This window comes from Streptomyces sp. NPDC091281 (assembly GCF_044757425.1).
Lineage (GTDB): Bacteria > Actinomycetota > Actinomycetes > Streptomycetales > Streptomycetaceae > Streptomyces.
The window spans coordinates 334233-348952 of sequence record NZ_JBIVUY010000006.1; the positions used below are offsets into that span (position 1 = coordinate 334233).

Sequence of the window (14720 nt, forward strand, 5' to 3'; positions counted from 1 at the left end):
GCGGACGCCCGCGCGTCACGCCGTGGCGTCGAAGCCCCCGGGAGGCTCAGCTTCCCGGGGGCTTCGCGTCGCCCTCGCGGGCGAACACCTGGAACAGCCACGACGAGAACGAACCCGTCACCGCGCCCAGCAGGCCGAGCCCGCACGCCATCATCCCCGCCGCGATGATCCGGCCCCGGACCGTCACCGGGACGACGTCGCCGTAGCCGACGGTCGCGAACGTCGAGCAGGTCCACCACAGCGCGTCACCGAAGGTGCGGATGCTGGCGCCGGGCGCGTACCGCTCCGCCTGGTAGACGGCGAGCGCCCCGGCGAAGCCGAGCAGACCGGTCGCCAGCCCGGCGTACGTCGCCACCCGGCCCTGGAGGGAGAGCCGGGGCCGCCCCTGCCGGTGCGCCACCGCCTGGTACACCTTCACGATCCGCAGCGGCCGCAGCAGCGGCAGGATCAGCACGACCGTGTCCAGCCAGTGCGTCCGCACGAAGCCGACGCCGCGTCCGCTGAGCCGCCAGCGCACCGCGTAGTCCAGGGCGAACGCCGCCCACATCGCGAACAGCACGGAGAGGCAGACGTCGTGCCAGACGGAGGCGATGCCGGTGGCCAGCACATGGACGGCGTAGGCCGCCAGGTAGAGCATCGAGGCGCACGCGAGGGGCAGCTCGGCGCGGTCCTCCCAGCGTGCCGCGCGGCTGTCGTCGCGGGGCGGGCGGGTGCCGTCGCGCGCGGGGCGGCGGTCGTCGTCCATAGGCCTGTCGTCCATCGGCCCAGCTTGGCGCGGGGGGCCGCGCCCCCAACCCCGGCGACACGCCGCGAACGGGCGAAGCCATATGCTTCGCTGCATGACGAGTGAGCCCGAGCAGCAGATCGGAGTGGGGACGCAGGACGCGTTCCAGCGCCTGTGGACGCCCCACCGGATGGCCTACATCCAGGGCGAGAACAAGCCGACCGGCCCGGGGGCCGACGACGGCTGTCCCTTCTGCTCGATCCCGGCGAAATCCGACGAGGACGGCCTGGTCGTCCGCCGCGGCGAGCACGTCTACGCGGTGCTGAACCTGTACCCGTACAACGGCGGCCACCTGATGACGGTGCCCTATCGGCACGTGGCCGACTACACCGACCTGACCGGCCCGGAGACGGCGGAGCTGGCCGAGCTGACCAAGCAGGCCATGACGGCGCTGCGGACCGCGTCCGGCGCGCAGGGCTTCAACATCGGCATGAACCAGGGCGGGGTTGCGGGCGCGGGCATCGCCGCCCACCTCCACCAGCACATCGTGCCCCGCTGGGGCGGCGACACCAACTTCATGCCGGTGGTGGGCCACACGCGCGTGCTGCCGCAGCTGCTGGCGGACACCCGCAAGATGCTCGCGGAGGCCTGGCCGACCGTCTGAGCCCACGCGCGGCGGGAGCGCGGGCAGGCACGGGCGCGGGGCCGCCGCGCCCTGTGCGGCCCGTCCGGCGGAGGCGGCCCGCCGGTCCGGCGGCGGGCGGGCGACCCGATCCGGCGGCGGGCGGCGGTTCCGCCAGTTCCGGGAACCGCCGGAGGCCTACGCGTCGTACGTGTCCGCCTTGCGCGGGGAGAGGTCCTGGACGGCGCCGCTGAGGACCGACGAGCGCGAGGTGAACTTGTCGGTGTCCACGTCGTGCTCCTTGAGCACCTTGATCGCCGCCGCGTGCACCACGCGCAGCACCGGCGCGGCGGCGCGCAGCGCGTCGTCCGCCATGAAGCGGTGCTTCCACGGCTGGTCGGCCCACGCGTGCCGCAGGCCGAACGGCTCGGGCAGGCTGATCGAGCCGCCGAGGTGGTTCAGCAGGGGCGGGTACCAGCTGATCGTGGCGCGCGCGGCCAGCCGTACCACCTCGTCCGGGGTGATCAGCGGCAGGTTGACCGTCCGGGTCTCCCAGAAGCGGACCGTCTTGGCGACCTGCTTGCTGGGCGCGGCGGGCCGGGACTCGAACAGGCCGTTGACCGGGCCCAGCGCGTGGCCGGTGACCTCGATGCGCAGCGTCTCGTGCAGCACCGTCACGCTGATCATCATGGTGATCAGCAGCTTGCCGTCCCACAGCGGCCACTGCACGCCCAGGTAGTGCCGGTCGCCGCCGCCGAACTGCTTGTTGTTGCAGATGTCCTCGACCGCGCGCGGCTTGACCTGGTACGCCTCCACGTCGGTGCCCTCGGGGCGGGCGACCGCCTTGGCGTCGGCGTCGACGTGGGTGGCGATCCAGTGCCGGACCGAGGGGGCCGGGAAGCCGCCCGTCTTGAGGCTCTGGCGGTGCAGCAGGTTCAGCTGGTCGTGGATCGCGCGGACCACCGTCCAACTGCGGAACTCGTGCACGCCCTTGACCGGGTCGACGGGGCTGATCTCCTCGGCCATGTGCCAGCCGCCCCAGCGGGTGCCCATGCCGAGTATGCCCTTGCGTCCGGCGTAGAAGATCGAGTTGGACTGCTGCTCGGCGGCCAACCGGGCCAGGGACTGGCGCAGTTGCTCGGCCGCCGTCTGGTTGGGGCTGGTCGGCACCGCCTCGGGGACCTTGGCGCCGATGCTGCCGCCGGTCAGCAGGCTGTCCCAGCGCCCCCGCAGGTCCTTCGACGTGCTCTCGCAGATCCGCTTGGCGAGGAACCAGCCGACCACGGGCGCGATCACCGCACCGCGCGCGTACAGCCCCGCGAGGCCGGAGAACGGCATCTTGAGCAGGAACAGCACCGCGAGCGCGCCGACGCCGACCAGCAGGCCGGTCGCCAGGCCGCCGGCCCGGCCGCCCGACTTCGCCATGGTGGCCCGCAGTTGGAACACCAGCAGCCAGACCAGCAGGCCGGGCAGGAACAGCACCCCGCACAGCAGCATGACGGCGGTGAGCTTCTTGTCCCGCTCCCGGCGGATGCGCTGCGCGGCGAGGCAGTGCTCGACGACGACCTGGGGCTCGCTGCCGAAGGACTGGACGAGCGGCTTGCGCCCCACCCCCAGCATGCGGTCGATCACCGCCTGGGAGAACGCCTCACCCAGGTTGGGCCGGAAGATCCGGGCCCAGCCGCGGCCCGCGTTGACCGTGGTCTGGTGCCACTCGTTGTCGGCCTTCTTGATCTCCTCGACCGGGCTGTCCCGGTAGGCGGCCGACGCGAGCGCCAAGGTCGGCTTCTGCCCGCCGTCGCCCGACTGGGGCACCTGTGGTCCGAAGAAGTCCGCGTAACCGCTGTCAACGGTCATTGCCGCCCCCCAAGGTCATTCCCGCCCCCGACCTGTGCCGCCGCTCTCGCTCCTGCGGCCTTCCCGACTTCCGTACCGCGCACACCTGTTGATCAGGTCATCAGCGTATCTCCCGGCACCGACATCCGTCGGCGGACGGCCGAAGCCGCCCGCCGGAGCGCGGGTGGGCGCCTCTCGGACGCCACTCGCGGGTGATCCGGCCCCACGCGAGGGGCCGGTCCGCCCCGAGGGCTATCCCTCCCGCGCCTGTTGACGCATCCGCTCGGCCACCTGCGCGGGCATCGGCTCGTGCCGCACGTACGCGCGCTGGAAGCGGGCCGTGCCGTGCGACAGGGACCGCAGATCGATCGCGTACCGCCCGATCTCGACCTCCGGCACCTCCGCCCGGACGAGCGTGCGCGCGCCGCTCGTCTGCTCGGTGCCCAGCACCCGGCCGCGCCGCCCGGACAGGTCGCTCATCACGGCGCCCACGTACGCGTCGCCGACCAGGACGGTCACCTCGGCGACCGGCTCCAGCAGATGGATGCGCGCGTCGGCCGCGGCCTCCCGCAGGGCGAGCGCCCCGGCCGTCTGGAACGCTGCGTCCGAGGAGTCCACCGAGTGCGCCTTGCCGTCCCGCAGCGTCACTCGCACGTCGATCAGCGGGTGCCCGGCGGCCACGCCCCGCGCGGCCTGCGCGCGGACGCCCTTCTCGACGGACGGGATGAACTGCCGGGGCACCGCGCCGCCGACGACCTTGTCGACGAACTCGATGCCCGAACCGCCCGGCAGCGGCTCCACCTCGATCTCGCAGATCGCGTACTGCCCGTGCCCGCCGGACTGCTTGACGTGCCGCCCGCGCCCCGCCGACCGGTCGGCGAACGTCTCGCGCAGCGACACCTGGTGCGGTACGACGTCGACCTGGACGCCGTACCGGCCGCGCAGCCGCTCCAGCGCCACGTCCGCGTGCGCCTCGCCCAGGCACCACAGCACGACCTGGTGGGTGTCCTGGTTCTGCTCCAGCCGCATCGTCGGGTCCTCGGCGACCAGCCGGGACAGCCCCTGGGAGAGCTTGTCCTCGTCGGCCTTGCTGTGCGCCTCGATGGCCAGCGGCAGCAGCGGGTCCGGCATCTGCCAGGGCTCCATCAGCAGCGGGTCCTCCTTGGCGGACAGCGTGTCGCCGGTCTCCGCGCGCGTCAGCTTCGCCACGCACGCCAGGTCGCCCGCGATGCAGTGCGTGAGGGCCCGCTGCTGCTTGCCGAAGGGCGCCGACAGCGCGCCGACCCGCTCGTCCACGTCGTGGTCCTGGTGGCCTCGGTCGGCCAGCCCGTGCCCGGAGACGTGCACCGTCTGGTCGGGGCGCAGCGTGCCGGAGAACACGCGCACCATGGAGACACGGCCGACGTACGGGTCCGAGGACGTCTTCACGACCTCCGCGACCAGCGGGCCGTCCGGGTCGCAGGACGCCGGCGCGCGCGGGGCGCCGTCCACGCCGGTGACACCGGGCGCCTCGCGCTCCAGCGGGGTCGGGAAGCCCCGTGTGACCAGCTCCAGCAGTTCGACGGTGCCGATGCCCTGGCGGGCGCCGTCGGCGGCGGGGGCGGCGGCCAGGACGGGGAAGAAGGTGCCGCGCGCGACGGCCCGTTCCAGGTCCTCGATCAGGGTCTTCACGTCGATCGGCTCGCCGCCGAGATAGCGGTCCATGAGCGTCTCGTCCTCGCTCTCGGCGATGATCCCCTCGATCAGCCGGTCGCGGGCCGCCTCGATGGCGGGCAGTTGCGCCTCGTCCGGTGCGCGTTCCACGCGCGCGCCGGACGCGTAGTCGAACAGGGTCCGCGACAGCAGCCCGGTCAGGCCGGTGACCTGGGCGTGCCCGTCCGGCGCCTGCGGGCCGTGCAGCGGCAGGTAGAGCGGCAGGACGGCGTCCGGGTCGTCGCCGCCGAAGGCCTCCGCGCAGATCCGGGTCATCTCCTCGAAGTCGGCGCGGGCGGCCTCCAGGTGCGTCACGACGATCGCGCGCGGCATGCCGACGGCCGCGCACTCCTCCCACACCATGCGCGTCGAGCCGTCCACGCCGTCCGAGGCCGAGACGACGAAGAGGGCCGCGTCCGCGGCGCGCAGACCGGCCCTCAGCTCCCCGACGAAGTCGGCGTACCCGGGGGTGTCGAGGAGGTTGATCTTGATGCCGTCCCAGGCGACGGGCACCAGGGAGAGCTGTACCGAGCGGTGCTGCCGGTGCTCGATGTCGTCGTAGTCGGAGACCGTGCCGCCGTCCTCCACGCGGCCGGCCCGGTTCACCGCCCCCGCGGTCAGCGCGAGGGCCTCCACCAGGGTCGTCTTGCCCGAACCGCAGTGGCCGACCAGCACCACATTCCGTACGGACGTGGGGTGGTCGGCCGCCGTCGCCCTGCCGGCGGCCCCGGTGTGTGTGTTCGCCTTGTCGCCCATGTCTCTGCCTCCCGTGCGCGGTGAGGTCATCGGGGCGCGGGAGGCGGCGGCGCGGCGTGCGGTGGCGGCTCCGGCGACGCCCGCGGTCCTTCGAGCTTTCCACTCCCGTCACGGCGCGTCCATACGACGGACGCGGCGGGCGGACGGGCGGGGCGGGAGGCACGGGTGGGAAGCGGGGGAGGAGCGGGTGAGCGGGGGCGTGGCGACCTGTTCACGCGCGCGTGACCGGGGCAGGGGGACCTCTCCACGCGCGCGTGGCGGCCCGTACGGTCCCCGGGGGCCGTACGGCCGGGACACGGGCCCCGGGTGCCCGGCGGTCGCCCACGCGCGCGCGTGACTACGATGGGCCAGCCGGTGGCCAGCAGGGCCGCCCGGCCACACGACCTTCGGGAAGGCCATGCTGAACAAGTACGCGCGTGCATTCTTCACGCGTGTCCTCACACCGTTCGCCGCGTTTCTCATCCGCCGGGGCGTCAGCCCCGACACGGTCACGCTCCTCGGCACCGCCGGTGTGGTCGCGGGCGCGCTGGTCTTCTACCCCCGGGGCGAGTTCTTCTGGGGCACGGTCGTGATCACGCTCTTCGTCTTCTCCGACCTGGTCGACGGCAACATGGCCCGCCAGCTCGGCCGCTCCAGCCGCTGGGGCGCCTTCCTCGACTCCACCCTCGACCGGGTGGCCGACGGCGCGATCTTCGGCGGCTTCGCCCTCTGGTACGCGGGCGGCGGCGACGACAACGTCCTGTGCGCGGTGTCGATCTTCTGCCTGGCCAGCGGCCAGGTCGTGTCGTACACCAAGGCACGCGGCGAGTCGATCGGTCTGCCGGTCGCCGTCAACGGGCTAGTGGAGCGCGCCGAACGCCTCGTGGTGTCGCTCGTCGCGGCCGGATTCGCCGGACTGCACGCGTTCGGCGTCCCCGGCATCCAGTACCTGCTGCCGGTTGCCCTGTGGCTCGTCGCCGTCGGCAGCCTCGTCACGCTGATCCAGCGGGTCGTCACCGTACGGCGGGAGTCCGAGGAGGCCGAGGCCGCCGCGGCGGCCGCCCCCGCGGCCCCGGGCGCGGCCGAGGCGTCCGGCACCGCCGACTCCGAGGAGCACGGGGCCGCCAAGTGAGCGCCGCCGACCGCCTCACCGACGGGCTCTACGGCCTCGGCTGGAGCACCGTCAAGCGGCTCCCCGAGCCGGTCGCCGCCCGCCTCGGACGGACCATCGCCGACCTGGCCTGGAAGAGGCGCGGCAAGGGCGTCCTGCGCCTGGAGAGCAACTACGCGCGCGTGGTGCCGGGCGCGAGCCCCGAACGGCTCGCCGAACTCTCCCGCGCGGGCATGCGCTCCTACCTGCGCTACTGGATGGAGTCCTTCCGCCTCCCGGCGTGGAGCCGCGCGCGCGTGGAGAACGGCTTCGAGGTCAAGGACCTGCACCACCTCACCGACGGCCTCGCGGCGGGCAGAGGCGTCATCCTGGCGCTGCCCCACCTCGCCAACTGGGACCTCGCGGGCGCCTGGGTCACCACCCGGCTGAACACTCCGTTCACCACCGTCGCCGAACGCCTCAAGCCCGAGACGCTCTACGACCGCTTCGTCGCCTACCGCGAGGGCCTCGGCATGGAGGTCCTGCCGCACAGCGGCGGCTCCGCCTTCGGCACCCTGGCCCGGCGGCTGCGCGACGGCGGCCTGGTCTGCCTGGTCGCCGACCGCGACCTGTCCGCGTCCGGTGTCCCCGTCGACTTCTTCGGCGCCGCCGCCCGCATGCCCGCCGGACCGGCCCTCCTCGCCCAGCAGACCGGCGCGCTCCTGCTGCCCGTCACCCTCTGGTACGACGACTCGCCCGTCATGCGGGGCCGCGTCCACCCCCCGATCGAGGTGCCGGAGTCAGGCACGCGCGCCGAGAAGGCGTCCGTCATGACACAGGCGCTGGCCGACGCCTTCGCCTCGGGCATCGCCGAGCACCCGGAGGACTGGCACATGCTGCAACGGCTGTGGACCGACGACCTCGACCCCGCGAAGGGGCCCGCGTGAGAATCGGCATCGTCTGCCCCTACTCGTGGGACGTCCCCGGCGGGGTCCAGTTCCACATCCGCGACCTCGCCGAGTACTTCATCCGCCTCGGCCACGACGTCTCCGTCCTCGCCCCCGCCGACGACGACACCCCCCTCCCGCCGTACGTCGTCTCCGCCGGACGCGCCGTCCCCGTGCCGTACAACGGCTCGGTGGCCCGGCTCAACTTCGGCTTCCTGAGCGCCGCGCGCGTCCGCCGCTGGCTGCACGACGGCGCCTTCGACGTGGTCCACATCCACGAGCCGACCTCGCCCTCGCTCGGCCTGCTGACCTGCTGGGCGGCGCAGGGCCCGATCGTGGCGACCTTCCACACGTCCAACCCGCGCTCGCGCGCGATGATCGCCGCGTACTCGATCCTCCAGGCCGCCCTGGAGAAGATCAGCGCGCGCATCGCCGTCAGCGAGTACGCGCGGCGCACCCTCGTCGAGCACCTCGGCGGTGACGCCGTGGTCATCCCCAACGGCGTCGACGTCGACTTCTTCGCCCGTGCCGAGCCCGAACCGAACTGGCAGGGCGGCACGATCGGCTTCGTCGGCCGCATCGACGAACCCCGCAAGGGGCTGCCCGTCCTCATGCGCGCGCTGCCGACGATCTTCGCCGCGCACCCGGAGGCCCGGCTGCTGGTCGCCGGGCGCGGCGACGCCGAGGAGGCCGTCGAGAACCTTCCGAAGGAACTGCGCCCGCGCGTCGAGTTCCTCGGCATGGTCAGCGACGAGGACAAGGCCCGCTTCCTGCGCAGCGTCGACCTCTACGTCGCCCCCAACACCGGCGGCGAGAGCTTCGGCATCATCCTCGTCGAGGCCATGTCCGCGGGGGCGCCCGTGCTCGCCTCCGACCTCGACGCCTTCGCCCAGGTCCTCGACCAGGGCGCGGCGGGCGAACTGTTCGCCAACGAGGACGCGGACGCGCTCGCGGAGGCCGCCGTACGGCTGCTGGGGGACCCGGAGCGGCGGGCCGGGCTGCGGGAGCGGGGCAGCGCGCACGTCCGCCGCTTCGACTGGTCGACCGTCGGCGCGGACATCCTGTCCGTGTACGAGACGGTCACCGCGGGGGCGGCGGCGGTGGCCGCGGACGACCGGGGGTCGCCTGGGCTGCGGGCTCGGTTCGGGCTGGCCCGGGACTAGCACAAGCCTGCGGCGCTGCGGCCGCTGGCTGGGTGGGGGTGCGTGGTGGGTGGGTGCGGGTTGTGGGGGGCTGGTCGCGCAGTTCCCCGCGCCCCTGAGGTGGGTGTGGTGGGGTGGGGTTGTGGGTGTGGACCTTGGGTGGGGCGGAGTGCGCGGTTCCTCGCGCCCCTGGGGGCGGCTGGGCGGCTTGAGGGCGGGGGTGTGGGGGGCCGCGGGTAGCCTTGCCGTCCGTGACCGCAACCCTCATCTGGATTCTTGTCGTCCTCGCCGCGATCGGCCTCTATCTGAGCTGGACGGCGGGGCGGCTGGACCGGCTGCACTCCCGGATCGACGCGGCCCGCGCCGCCCTGGACGCGCAACTCCTGCGCCGTGCCTCCGTGGCCCAGGAACTGGCCACCTCCGGCGTGCTGGACCCGGCCGCCTCGATCGTCCTCTACGAGGCCGCGCACGCCGCCCGGCAGGCCGAGGAGGAGCAGCGCGAGGTCGCCGAGAGCGAGCTGAGCCAGGCGCTGCGCGCGGTCTTCGCCGACCCCCTCCAGGTCGACGCCGTACGCGAGGCCCCCGGCGGTGAGGCGGCCGCCCGCGAGCTGACCGAGGCCGTGCTGCGGGTCCCCATGGCCCGCCGCTTCCACAACGACGCGGTCGGCGCCGCGCGCAGGCTCCGCGAGCACCGCAAGGTCCGCTGGTTCCGGCTCGCCGGGCACGCGCCGTTCCCCATGGCCTTCGAGATGGACGACGAGCCCCCGGCCCCCCTGACGGACCGCTCCCGCACCTGAGCGGCACGGGCACCCGCCCCGCGAAAAGAATCCACGGGCTTGTCATTGGCCCTTGCTGTGGACTGGTCCCCTCGCGTTTCCTCGGGGCTGCACCACCCCCTCTTCCCCTCAGCGAGGTCATCCCGTGTCCAGCACCCAGAACCAGGCTCCCGAGACCGGCACCGCCCGTGTGAAGCGCGGCATGGCCGAGCAGCTGAAGGGCGGCGTCATCATGGATGTCGTCACGCCGGAGCAGGCGAAGATCGCCGAGGACGCGGGCGCCGTCGCCGTCATGGCCCTGGAGCGGGTCCCGGCCGACATCCGCAAGGACGGCGGCGTGGCCCGCATGTCCGACCCGGACATGATCGAGGGCATCATCGAGGCCGTCTCGATCCCCGTCATGGCCAAGTCCCGCATCGGCCACTTCGTCGAGGCCCAGGTCCTCCAGTCCCTGGGCGTCGACTACATCGACGAGTCCGAGGTCCTCACCCCGGCCGACGAGGTCAACCACTCCGACAAGTGGGCCTTCACCACCCCGTTCGTCTGCGGCGCCACCAACCTGGGCGAGGCCCTGCGCCGTATCGCCGAGGGCGCCGCGATGATCCGCTCCAAGGGCGAGGCCGGCACCGGCAACGTCGTCGAGGCGGTCCGCCACCTGCGCCAGATCAAGAACGAGATCGCCCGCCTGCGCGGCTTCGACAACAACGAGCTGTACGCCGCCGCCAAGGACCTGCGCGCCCCGTACGAGCTGGTCAAGGAGGTCGCCGAGCTGGGCAAGCTCCCGGTGGTCCTCTTCTCCGCGGGCGGGGTCGCCACCCCCGCCGACGCCGCCCTGATGCGCCAGCTCGGCGCCGAGGGCGTCTTCGTCGGCTCCGGCATCTTCAAGTCCGGCGACCCGGCCAAGCGCGCCGCCGCCATCGTGAAGGCGACCACCTTCTACGACGACCCGAAGATCATCGCGGACGCGTCCCGCAACCTCGGCGAGGCCATGGTCGGCATCAACTGCGACACCCTCCCCGAGTCCGAGCGCTACGCCAACCGCGGCTGGTAACGCGCCCCATGACCCGTGAAGCCCCTGTCATAGGCGTCCTGGCCCTCCAGGGCGACGTACGGGAGCACCTCATCGCCCTGGCCGCGGCGGACGCCGTGGCCAGGCCGGTGCGGCGCCCAGAGGAACTCGCCGAGGTCGACGGCCTGGTCCTGCCCGGCGGCGAGTCCACCACCATCTCCAAGCTCGCCGTCCTCTTCGGCGTCCTGGAGCCGCTGCGCGCGCGCGTGCGCGACGGCCTCCCCGTCTACGGCACCTGCGCGGGCATGATCCTCCTCGCCGACAAGATCCTCGACCCGCGCTCGGGCCAGGAGACCGTCGGCGGCATCGACATGATCGTGCGCCGCAACGCCTTCGGACGGCAGAACGAGTCCTTCGAGGCGGCCGTCGGCGTCGCGGGCGTCGAGGGCGGCCCCGTAGAGGGCGTCTTCATCCGCGCCCCCTGGGTGGAGTCCGTCGGCGCGCGCGTCGAGGTGCTCGCCGAGCACGAGGGCCACATCGTCGCCGTACGCCAGGGAAACGCGCTGGCCACGTCGTTCCACCCGGAGCTGACCGGCGACCACCGGGTGCACGCGCTCTTCGTCGACATGGTGCACGCCGACCGGGCCGCCCGGTCCTTGTAGGATCTCCGGTGGTCCCCCCGAGTCAGTCACCCCGGGGGCGTTCGTATCGGATGGGTTACGCGAAGGAGACAGGCAGATGTCCGGCCACTCTAAATGGGCCACGACGAAGCACAAGAAGGCCGTGATCGACGCCAAGCGCGGCAAGCTCTTCGCGAAGCTGATCAAGAACATCGAGGTCGCGGCGCGCATGGGCGGCATCGACCTGGACGGCAACCCGACACTGTTCGACGCCGTCCAGAAGGCCAAGAAGCAGTCGGTCCCGAACAAGAACATCGACTCGGCGGTCAAGCGCGGCGGCGGCCTGGAGGCCGGCGGCGCCGACTACGAGACGATCATGTACGAGGGGTACGGCCCCAACGGTGTCGCGGTGCTCATCGAGTGCCTCACCGACAACCGCAACCGCGCCGCCTCCGACGTCCGCGTCGCCATGACCCGCAACGGCGGTTCGATGGCCGACCCCGGCTCGGTGTCGTACCTCTTCCACCGCAAGGGCGTCGTCATCGTGCCCAAGGGCGAGCTGGCCGAGGACGACGTCCTCGGGGCCGTCCTGGACGCGGGCGCCGAGGAGGTCAACGACCTCGGCGAGTCCTTCGAGGTGCTCAGCGAGGCCACCGACCTGGTCGCGGTCCGCACCGCCCTCCAGGAGGCCGGTATCGACTACGACTCCGCCGAGGCCAACTTCGTCCCGACCATGCAGGTCGAGCTGGACGAGGACGGCGCGCGCAAGATCTTCAAGCTGATCGACGCCCTGGAGGACAGCGACGACGTGCAGAACGTCTTCGCCAACTTCGACGTCAGCGACGAGGTCATGGAGAAGGTCGACGCGTAGACCCCGCTCGCGCGGCGCACACACGCGGGCCGACGGGCCGACGGGACACACGCCCCGTCGGCCCGTCGCTTTGTCGGTGGGACCGGATAGCCTGCACGAACTGGCTGTCGAAGAGCCGACGAGCCGACGGACCGCGTACCCGAAGAGGGCCGGCGGGCCGGAGGCCGGGAGGCGAAGGGGGAGAGGCGCGGGTGCGGGTACTCGGGGTGGACCCCGGTCTGACGCGATGCGGTGTCGGGGTGGTCGAGGGCGTCGCTGGACGGCCCCTCACCATGATCGGCGTCGGGGTGGTGCGCACCCCGGCCGACGCGGAGCTGGGCGCGCGCCTGGTCGCGCTGGAGCAGGGCATCGAGGCGTGGCTCGACGAGCACCGGCCCGACTGTGTCGCCGTGGAGCGCGTCTTCAGCCAGCACAACGTCCGCACCGTCATGGGCACCGCCCAGGCCAGCGCCGTCGCCATGCTCTGCGCCGCCCGCCGCGGCCTCCCCGTCGCCCTGCACACGCCCAGTGAGGTCAAGGCCGCCGTCACCGGCTCCGGACGCGCCGACAAGGCCCAGGTCGGCGCGATGGTGACCCGCCTGCTGCGGCTCGCCGCCCCGCCGAAGCCCGCCGACGCGGCCGACGCCCTCGCCCTCGCCATCTGCCACATCTGGCGCGCCCCCGCCCAGAACCGCCTCCAGCGGGCCGTGGCCCAGCACACCTCCCGGGTCACCGCCCGGACCGCCTCCGGGACACCCTCCCCGGCAACGAAAGGCCGTACGGCATGATCGCCTTCGTCAGCGGCACGGTCGCCGCGCTCGCCCCCGACGCCGCCGTGGTCGAGGTGGGCGGCGTCGGCATGGCCGTCCAGTGCAGCCCGGACACCCTGTCCGCGCTCCGGGTCGGACAGGCCGCCAAGCTGCACACCTCGCTGGTCGTCCGCGAGGACTCCCTGACGCTGTACGGCTTCGCCGACGATGACGAGCGGCAGACCTTCGAACTGCTCCAGACCGCCAGCGGCGTCGGGCCCCGCCTCGCCCAGGCCATGCTCGCCGTGCACAGCCCGGACGCGCTGCGCCGGGCCGTCGCCACCGCCGACGAGAAGGCCCTCACCGCCGTCCCCGGCATCGGCAAGAAGGGCGCCCAGAAGCTGCTGCTGGAGCTGAAGGACCGCCTCGGCGCGCCCGTCGGCACCGCCGCGCTCGGCAGCCCCGTCTCCCAGGGCTGGCGCGACCAGCTGCACGCCGCCCTCATCGGCCTCGGGTACGCCACCCGCGAGGCCGACGAGGCCGTCACCGCCGTCACCCCGCAGGCCGAGGCCACCGAGGGCGCCCCGCAGGTCGGCCAGCTCCTCAAGGCCGCCCTCCAGACCCTCAACCGCGCCCGCTGACCCCGAGCGGCCGGACGGACCCGCGCACCGCACCTGTCCGGCCGGAGCGGAGCACCCCCGGCCGCCCGGCCCCGACCCGTACCGCGACGGCCCCGCGACCGGCCCGCCCCGCGAGACGCCCAGGCCCCCGACCCGCAACGCGCAAGCCCCGCACCGCGCAAGCCCCGTACCCCCCGGCCCCCCGACATCCCCGAGGCACACCACATGAACTGGGACGACACCACCGACGAGACCGCGGGCGAGCGGCTGGTGGGCTCCGTCGCCGACCGTGAGGACCAGGCCGTCGAGGCCGCCCTGCGCCCCAAGGACCTGGACGAGTTCATCGGCCAGGAGAAGGTCCGCGAACAGCTCGACCTCGTCCTGCGCGCCGCCCGCGCGCGCGGCGCCACCGCCGACCACGTCCTGCTCTCCGGCGCCCCCGGCCTCGGCAAGACCACCCTCTCGATGATCATCGCCGCCGAGATGGGCGCCCCGATCCGCATCACCTCCGGCCCCGCCATCCAGCACGCGGGCGACCTCGCCGCGATCCTCTCCTCCCTCCAGGAGGGCGAGGTCCTCTTCCTCGACGAGATCCACCGCATGTCGCGGCCCGCCGAGGAGATGCTGTACATGGCGATGGAGGACTTCCGCGTCGACGTCATCGTCGGCAAGGGCCCCGGCGCCACCGCCATCCCCCTCGAACTGCCCCCCTTCACCCTCGTCGGCGCCACCACCCGCGCGGGCCTGCTCCCGCCCCCGCTGCGCGACCGCTTCGGCTTCACCGCCCACATGGAGTTCTACGAGCCCGCCGAACTCCAGCGGGTCATCCACCGCTCCGCCGTCCTCCTCGACGTGGCGATCGACACCGCGGGCGCCGCCGAGATCGCGGGCCGCTCCCGCGGCACCCCCCGCATCGCCAACCGGCTGCTGCGCCGCGTCCGGGACTACGCGCAGGTCAAGGCCGACGGCGCCATCACCCGCGAGATCGCCCACGCGGCCCTCGCCGTCTACGAGGTCGACGGACGCGGACTCGACCGGCTCGACCGCGCCGTGCTGGAGGCGCTGCTCAAGCTGTTCGGCGGCGGCCCTGTCGGCCTGTCCACGCTCGCCGTCGCCGTGGGGGAGGAGCGCGAGACCGTCGAGGAGGTCGCCGAACCGTTCCTGGTCCGTGAGGGCCTTCTCGCCCGCACCCCGCGCGGCCGCGTCGCCACCCCCGCCGCCTGGACCCATCTCGGCCTGACCCCGCCCGGACCGGCCACCGCCGGAAACGGACAACAGGACCTCTTCGGGGCGTGACGGGGCGTCACC

General features: G+C 73.4%; 14 protein-coding genes. 11 read left to right on the forward strand and 3 right to left on the reverse strand.

Going from position 1 to position 14720, the window contains the following annotated elements; genetic code table 11:
- Nucleotides 1–46: 46 nt before the first annotated feature.
- Nucleotides 47–745: a potassium channel family protein gene (locus ACIQPQ_RS18425; RefSeq protein ID WP_401305246.1), complete on the reverse strand. Its 699-nt coding sequence runs from the start codon at nucleotides 743–745 to the stop codon at nucleotides 47–49.
- Nucleotides 746–827: 82 nt separating this feature from the next.
- Between ACIQPQ_RS18425 and ACIQPQ_RS18430 the strand changes: the two genes are divergently transcribed.
- Nucleotides 828–1388, forward strand: coding sequence for an HIT family protein (locus tag ACIQPQ_RS18430; RefSeq protein ID WP_401305020.1), 561 nt, complete (start codon nucleotides 828–830; stop codon nucleotides 1386–1388).
- A gap of 156 nt (nucleotides 1389–1544) precedes the next feature.
- Here ACIQPQ_RS18430 and ACIQPQ_RS18435 read toward each other — a convergent pair whose 3' ends face one another.
- Together ACIQPQ_RS18435 and ACIQPQ_RS18440 are read right to left on the reverse strand one after the other, a co-directional pair.
- A complete protein-coding gene (locus tag ACIQPQ_RS18435) occupies nucleotides 1545–3203 on the reverse strand; it encodes a hypothetical protein (protein ID WP_401305022.1) in 1659 nt (552 codons plus the stop codon).
- A 231-nt stretch (nucleotides 3204–3434) separates the two neighbouring features.
- The gene (locus tag ACIQPQ_RS18440) at nucleotides 3435–5630 is read right to left on the reverse strand and encodes an elongation factor G-like protein EF-G2 (RefSeq protein WP_401305023.1); all 2196 of its coding nucleotides are present in this window, start codon (nucleotides 5628–5630) and stop codon (nucleotides 3435–3437) included.
- A 397-nt stretch (nucleotides 5631–6027) separates the two neighbouring features.
- Here ACIQPQ_RS18440 and pgsA point away from each other — a divergent pair, with 397 nt between their 5' ends.
- From pgsA to ruvB, 10 genes are all read left to right on the forward strand, one after another.
- Nucleotides 6028–6741, forward strand: coding sequence for a phosphatidylinositol phosphate synthase (pgsA, locus tag ACIQPQ_RS18445; RefSeq protein WP_401305025.1), 714 nt, complete (start codon nucleotides 6028–6030; stop codon nucleotides 6739–6741).
- Complete coding sequence (locus tag ACIQPQ_RS18450) at nucleotides 6738–7646, forward strand: phosphatidylinositol mannoside acyltransferase (protein ID WP_401305027.1); 909 nt, start codon at nucleotides 6738–6740, stop codon at nucleotides 7644–7646. Before pgsA ends, ACIQPQ_RS18450 begins: the two co-directional genes overlap by 4 nt.
- Nucleotides 7643–8809: a glycosyltransferase family 4 protein gene (locus ACIQPQ_RS18455; protein WP_401305028.1), complete on the forward strand. Its 1167-nt coding sequence runs from the start codon at nucleotides 7643–7645 to the stop codon at nucleotides 8807–8809. Before ACIQPQ_RS18450 ends, ACIQPQ_RS18455 begins: the two co-directional genes overlap by 4 nt.
- Before the next feature lie 230 nt (nucleotides 8810–9039).
- Nucleotides 9040–9585, forward strand: coding sequence for a hypothetical protein (locus tag ACIQPQ_RS18460; protein ID WP_401305030.1), 546 nt, complete (start codon nucleotides 9040–9042; stop codon nucleotides 9583–9585).
- A 124-nt stretch (nucleotides 9586–9709) separates the two neighbouring features.
- A complete protein-coding gene (gene pdxS, locus ACIQPQ_RS18465) occupies nucleotides 9710–10615 on the forward strand; it encodes a pyridoxal 5'-phosphate synthase lyase subunit PdxS (RefSeq protein WP_383772532.1) in 906 nt (301 codons plus the stop codon).
- Between the two features lie 8 nt (nucleotides 10616–10623).
- The gene (gene pdxT / locus ACIQPQ_RS18470; RefSeq protein WP_401305032.1) at nucleotides 10624–11235 is read left to right on the forward strand and encodes a pyridoxal 5'-phosphate synthase glutaminase subunit PdxT; all 612 of its coding nucleotides are present in this window, start codon (nucleotides 10624–10626) and stop codon (nucleotides 11233–11235) included.
- Nucleotides 11236–11311: 76 nt separating this feature from the next.
- Nucleotides 11312–12064 carry a YebC/PmpR family DNA-binding transcriptional regulator gene (locus ACIQPQ_RS18475; RefSeq protein WP_401305033.1) on the forward strand — a complete coding sequence of 251 codons (753 nt, stop codon included), beginning with the start codon at nucleotides 11312–11314 and terminating at the stop codon, nucleotides 12062–12064.
- A gap of 191 nt (nucleotides 12065–12255) precedes the next feature.
- Nucleotides 12256–12831, forward strand: a complete 576-nt coding sequence (ruvC, locus tag ACIQPQ_RS18480; RefSeq protein WP_401305034.1) for a crossover junction endodeoxyribonuclease RuvC — start codon at nucleotides 12256–12258, stop codon at nucleotides 12829–12831.
- Nucleotides 12828–13433 (forward strand): Holliday junction branch migration protein RuvA, encoded by a 606-nt coding sequence (gene ruvA / locus ACIQPQ_RS18485; protein WP_401305036.1) that lies wholly within the window; start codon nucleotides 12828–12830, stop codon nucleotides 13431–13433. Before ruvC ends, ruvA begins: the two co-directional genes overlap by 4 nt.
- 204 nt (nucleotides 13434–13637) lie before the next feature.
- Complete coding sequence (gene ruvB, locus ACIQPQ_RS18490) at nucleotides 13638–14708, forward strand: Holliday junction branch migration DNA helicase RuvB (RefSeq protein ID WP_383772542.1); 1071 nt, start codon at nucleotides 13638–13640, stop codon at nucleotides 14706–14708.
- The last annotated feature ends 12 nt before the right edge of the window (nucleotides 14709–14720 follow it).